This window comes from Furfurilactobacillus milii (genome assembly GCF_009864005.1).
In the GTDB taxonomy this organism is placed as follows: Bacteria; Bacillota; Bacilli; order Lactobacillales; family Lactobacillaceae; genus Furfurilactobacillus; species Furfurilactobacillus rossiae_B.
The window spans coordinates 1-5,136 of record NZ_WEZQ01000022.1; the positions used below are offsets into that span (position 1 = coordinate 1).

Annotated in this window: 1 tRNA gene and 3 rRNA genes; all 4 read right to left on the reverse strand. The window is 50.2% G+C overall.

Annotated elements, in window-relative coordinates:
• The 4 genes from rrf to GB993_RS11660 all read right to left on the reverse strand — a co-directional run bounded on the left by rrf (position 1) and on the right by GB993_RS11660 (position 4,993).
• Positions 1-117, reverse strand: a 5S ribosomal RNA gene (gene rrf / locus GB993_RS11645).
• A 64-nt stretch (positions 118-181) separates the two neighbouring features.
• Positions 182-3,101 (reverse strand): 23S ribosomal RNA (locus GB993_RS11650).
• Positions 3,102-3,257: 156 nt separating this feature from the next.
• Positions 3,258-3,331 (reverse strand) — tRNA-Lys (locus GB993_RS11655).
• 88 nt (positions 3,332-3,419) lie between these two features.
• Positions 3,420-4,993: ribosomal RNA gene (locus GB993_RS11660) — 16S ribosomal RNA — on the reverse strand.
• The 16S, 23S and 5S rRNA genes sit together here with 1 tRNA gene alongside, the layout of an rRNA operon.
• Positions 4,994-5,136: the final 143 nt, after the last annotated feature.

Below are 5,136 nucleotides of genomic sequence, written 5' to 3' on the forward strand. Positions count from 1 at the left end.
GCATGGCGACGACCTACCCTCGCAGGGAGCGATCCCCCAACTACTCTTGGCGCGACGAAGCTTAACTTCCGTGTTCGGCATGGGAACGGGTGTATCCTTCGTGCCATCATCACCACACTCTGAGCGTTATCCACTCAAAACTGAATCATGATCTTCTTTTCTTTAACCGGACCACCACTTCGTGGTTAAGTCCTCGACCGATTAGTACTAGTCCGCTCCATGTGTCGCCACACTTCCACTTCTAGCCTATCTACCTCATCATCTCTGAGGGGTCTTACTTCCATATAGGAATGGGAAATCTCATCTCGAGGCGAGTTTCACACTTAGATGCTTTCAGCGTTTATCTCATCCATACATAGCTACCCAGCGATGCGCCTGGCGGCACAACTGGTACACCAGCGGTATGTCCATCCCGGTCCTCTCGTACTAAGGACAGCTCCTCTCAAATTTCCTGCGCCCGCGACGGATAGGGACCGAACTGTCTCACGACGTTCTGAACCCAGCTCGCGTACCGCTTTAATGGGCGAACAGCCCAACCCTTGGGACCGACTACAGCCCCAGGATGCGATGAGCCGACATCGAGGTGCCAAACCTCCCCGTCGATGTGGACTCTTGGGGGAGATGAGCCTGTTATCCCCAGGGTAGCTTTTATCCGTTGAGCGATGGCCCTTCCATACGGTACCACCGGATCACTAAGCCCGACTTTCGTCCCTGCTCGACCTGTCTGTCTCACAGTCAAGCTCCCTTGTGCCTTTACACTCTACAAATGATTTCCAACCATTTTGAGGGAACCTTTGGGCGCCTCCGTTACCTTTTAGGAGGCGACCGCCCCAGTCAAACTGCCTACCTGACACTGTCTCCCGCCACGCTAAGTGGCGCGGGTTAGAGTGGCCGTATAACAAGGGTAGTATCCCACGGTTGCCTCCTTCGAGACTAGCGTCCCGAGCTCTACGGCTCCTACCTATCCTGTACAAGTTATACAGACACCCAATATCAAGCTACAGTAAAGCTCCATGGGGTCTTTCCGTCCTGTCGCGGGTAACCCGCATCTTCACGGGTAATATAATTTCACCGAGTCTCTCGTTGAGACAGTGCCCAGATCGTTACGCCTTTCATGCGGGTCGGAACTTACCCGACAAGGAATTTCGCTACCTTAGGACCGTTATAGTTACGGCCGCCGTTCACTGGGGCTTCAATTCTGAGCTTCGCTTACGCTAACCCATCCTTTTAACCTTCCAGCACTGGGCAGGCGTCAGCCCCTATACGTCATCTTACGATTTTGCAGAAACCTGTGTTTTTGATAAACAGTCGCCTGGGCCTTTTCACTGCGGCTACACTTGCGTGCAGCACCCCTTATTCCGAAGTTACGGGGTCATTTTGCCGAGTTCCTTAACGAGAGTTCACTCGCTCACCTGAGGATACTCTCCTCGACTACCTGTGTCGGTCTGCGGTACGGGTAATTAAACTCTAACTAGAAGCTTTTCTCGGCAGCGTGACATCAACGACTTCCCTACTTAAATTTCGGTCCTCGTCACAGCTCAATGTTAAAGAAACAAGCATTTAACTCATCTCACACCTCACTGCTTGACCGGACATTTCCAATCGTCCGGATCGTTTAGCCTTCTGCGTCCCTCCATTGTTCAAACAAGTTTAACTAGTACAGGAATCTCAACCTGTTTTCCATCGACTACGCCTTTCGGCCTCGCCTTAGGTCCCGACTAACCCTGGGTGGACGAGCCTTCCCCAGGAAACCTTAGTCATTCGGTGGATCAGATTCTCACTGATCTTTCGCTACTCATACCGGCATTCTCACTTCTATGCGCTCCACCAGTCCTTACGATCTGGCTTCACCGCCCATAGAACGCTCTCCTATCGCGCCACTTACGTGGCACCCACAGTTTCGGTAATATGCTTAGCCCCGGTACATTTTCGGCGCAGAATCACTCGACTAGTGAGCTATTACGCACTCTTTAAATGGTGGCTGCTTCTGAGCCAACATCCTAGTTGTCTGTGCAACTCCACATCCTTTTCCACTTAGCATATATTTAGGGACCTTAACTGGTGATCTGGGCTGTTCCCCTTTCGACGGTGGATCTTATCACTCATCGTCTGACTCCCGGATAACACATCAATGGCATTCGGAGTTTATCTGAATTCAGTAACCCATGACGGGCCCCTAGTTCAAACAGTGCTCTACCTCCATGATGATTCATCCGAGGCTAGCCCTAAAGCTATTTCGGAGAGAACCAGCTATCTCCAAGTTCGTTTGGAATTTCACCGCTACCCACACGTCATCCCAGCCTTTTTCAACAGACACGGGTTCGGCCCTCCGGTGCGTATTACCGCACTTTCAGCCTGCACATGGGTAGGTCACCTGGTTTCGGGTTTACTTCAACATACTTAGTCGCCCATTTCAGACTCGCTTTCGCTACGGCTCCGGTCTTTCCACCTTAACCTTGCATGTTAACGTAACTCGCCGGTTCATTCTACAAAAGGCACGCTATCACCCATTAACGGGCTCTAACTACTTGTAGGCACACGGTTTCAGGAACTATTTCACTCCCCTTCCGGGGTGCTTTTCACCTTTCCCTCACGGTACTGGTCCACTATCGGTCACTAGGGAGTATTTAGCCTTACGGGATGGTCCCCGCAAATTCCGACGGAATTTCACGTGCTCCGCCGTACTCAGGATCCTGAACTGAGGGACTTTGATTTCGTCTACGTGGCTCTCACACCCTATGGCGACGTTTCCCAACGTCTTCGACTATCAAGGTCTTTGGTAACTCAAATGTTCAGTCCTACAACCCCAAACTGCAAGCAGCTTGGTTTGGGCTGTTCCCCGTCCGCTCGCCGCTACTTAGGGAATCGATTTTTCTTTCTGCTCCTGTTGCTACTTAGATGTTTCAGTTCACAACGTCTACCTTCAACTAGAGTATGTATTCCCCTAGTGATAATCAGCGGTTAAACTGATTGGGTTTCCCCATTCGGAAATCTCCGGATCAAAGCTTACTTACAGCTCCCCGAAGCATATCGGTGTTAGTCCCGTCCTTCATCGGCTCCTAGTGCCAAGGCATCCACCGTGCGCCCTTTATAACTTAACCTAACAGTTCATACGAACTGCGGTTATGAGTTTAGCGATAAACAATTTAACTTGTTAAAAAACTCAAAAACGCGGTGTTCTCGGTTTAAATAATAAAAAGAATCATGATTCAGTTTTCAATGTACAACGTTTCAGGTTGGTCACTTCCGTGACCGATTGGAGGATAATGGGCTTGAACCACTGTCATTCATCTGCAAGCAGATGCCGCTCTCCCATCTGAGCTAATCCCCCATGTCATCGTCTGACATGGTGTGAGGTAAATCCCTCAAAACTGAACAACGTTTCCACTAATGTGTAAGGTTCCGATTTGTTTCCTTAGAAAGGAGGTGATCCAGCCGCAGGTTCTCCTACGGCTACCTTGTTACGACTTCACCCTAATCATCTGTCCCACCTTAGGCGGTTGGCTCCCGAAGGTTACCCCACCGACTTTGGGTGTTACAAACTCTCATGGTGTGACGGGCGGTGTGTACAAGACCCGGGAACGTATTCACCGCGGCATGCTGATCCGCGATTACTAGCGATTCCGACTTCGTGTAGGCGAGTTGCAGCCTACAGTCCGAACTGAGAATGGCTTTAAGAGATTTGCTTGGCCTCGCGACTTCGCTGCTCGTTGTACCATCCATTGTAGCACGTGTGTAGCCCAGGACATAAGGGGCATGATGATTTGACGTCGTCCCCACCTTCCTCCGGTTTGTCACCGGCAGTCTCATTAGAGTGCCCAACTTAATGCTGGCAACTAATCATAAGGGTTGCGCTCGTTGCGGGACTTAACCCAACATCTCACGACACGAGCTGACGACAACCATGCACCACCTGTCTTTCCGTCCCCGAAGGGAACGTCCGATCTCTCGGATTAGCAGAAGATGTCAAGCCCTGGTAAGGTTCTTCGCGTAGCTTCGAATTAAACCACATGCTCCACCGCTTGTGCGGGTCCCCGTCAATTCCTTTGAGTTTCAACCTTGCGGTCGTACTCCCCAGGCGGAATACTTATTGCGTTAGCTGCGGCACTAAGGGGCGGAAACCCCCTAACACCTAGTATTCATCGTTTACGGCATGGACTACCAGGGTATCTAATCCTGTTTGCTACCCATGCTTTCGAGCCTCAGCGTCAGTTACAGACTAGGTAGCCGCCTTCGCCACTGGTGTTCTTCCATATATCTACGCATTCCACCGCTACACATGGAGTTCCACTACCCTCTTCTGCACTCAAGTTATCCAGTTTCCGATGCCCTTCTCCGGTTAAGCCGAAGGCTTTCACATCAGACTTAAATAACCGCCTGCACTCCCTTTACGCCCAATAAATCCGGATAACGCTTGCCACCTACGTATTACCGCGGCTGCTGGCACGTAGTTAGCCGTGGCTTTCTGGTTAAATACCGTCACTATCTGAACAGTTACTCTCAGATACGTTCTTCTTTAACAACAGAGTTTTACGAGCCGAAACCCTTCTTCACTCACGCGGCGTTGCTCCATCAGGCTTGCGCCCATTGTGGAAGATTCCCTACTGCTGCCTCCCGTAGGAGTCTGGGCCGTGTCTCAGTCCCAATGTGGCCGATCAGCCTCTCAGCTCGGCTATGCATCATTGCCTTGGTAAGCCGTTACCTTACCAACTAGCTAATGCACCGCGGGTCCATCCTAAAGTGATAGCCGAAACCATCTTTCAAGCGAAAACCATGTGGTTTTCGTTGTTATGCGGTATTAGCATCTGTTTCCAAATGTTATCCCCCACTTTAGGGCAGGTTACCCACGTGTTACTCACCCGTTCGCCACTCACTTCAATGTCTCGTCAATCTGGTGCAAGCACCGTCAATCAAAAACCGAAGTGCGTTCGACTTGCATGTATTAGGCACGCCGCCAGCGTTCATCCTGAGCCAGGATCAAACTCTCAAATTAATGAGTTATTTGAAATAGCTCTTGTTTTGTTGTTACTTGGTTATAAAGTGAATTGACTTCACAATTGTAATTGCTTCGAACTTTCGTTCAAAGACCCTACACATTTGATTCGTCGAAACGTTGTTCAGTTTTCAAAGATCTAC